This is a genomic window from Streptomyces sp. GESEQ-35, from assembly GCF_017948485.1.
In the GTDB taxonomy this organism is placed as follows: domain Bacteria; phylum Actinomycetota; class Actinomycetes; order Streptomycetales; family Streptomycetaceae; genus Streptomyces.
Genome location: NZ_JAFFSX010000105.1, coordinates 1 through 357 on the forward strand (window position 1 = coordinate 1; position 357 = coordinate 357).

1 protein-coding gene is annotated in these 357 nt (G+C 71.4%); it reads right to left on the minus strand.

Going from position 1 to position 357, the window contains the following annotated elements; translation table 11 throughout:
* The coding region (locus tag KCH87_RS48540; RefSeq protein ID WP_210594475.1) for an acyltransferase domain-containing protein at positions 1-357 on the minus strand (357 nt) is incomplete at both ends.

Here is a 357-nt window from a genome sequence, read left to right on the forward strand (position 1 = left end):
CCGGCCGCGAAGCGGACCGTGCCGCGCAGCTGTGCCACCCAGTACGCCGGATCGGCCAGCTCCTCGGCCGTAGCGACCCGCCCGGTCACATTCGACACCACCGGCAGCCGCGGGGCATGCGCGGTCACCCGGGCGGCCACCTGCGCGAACTCCTCCAACATCGAGTCCATGTGCGCCGAGTGGAAGGCATGGCTGACATGCAGCGCCTTCGTCCGCCGACCCAGGGAGGCGAAATGCCCGGCCACCTCCGCCACCACCTCCGGGTCACCAGAGATCACGACGGACTCGGCGGCATTCACCGCCGCCAGCGAGACGTCCTCCCGGCCGTCCAGCACGGCGAGGACCTCGTCCTCGGTA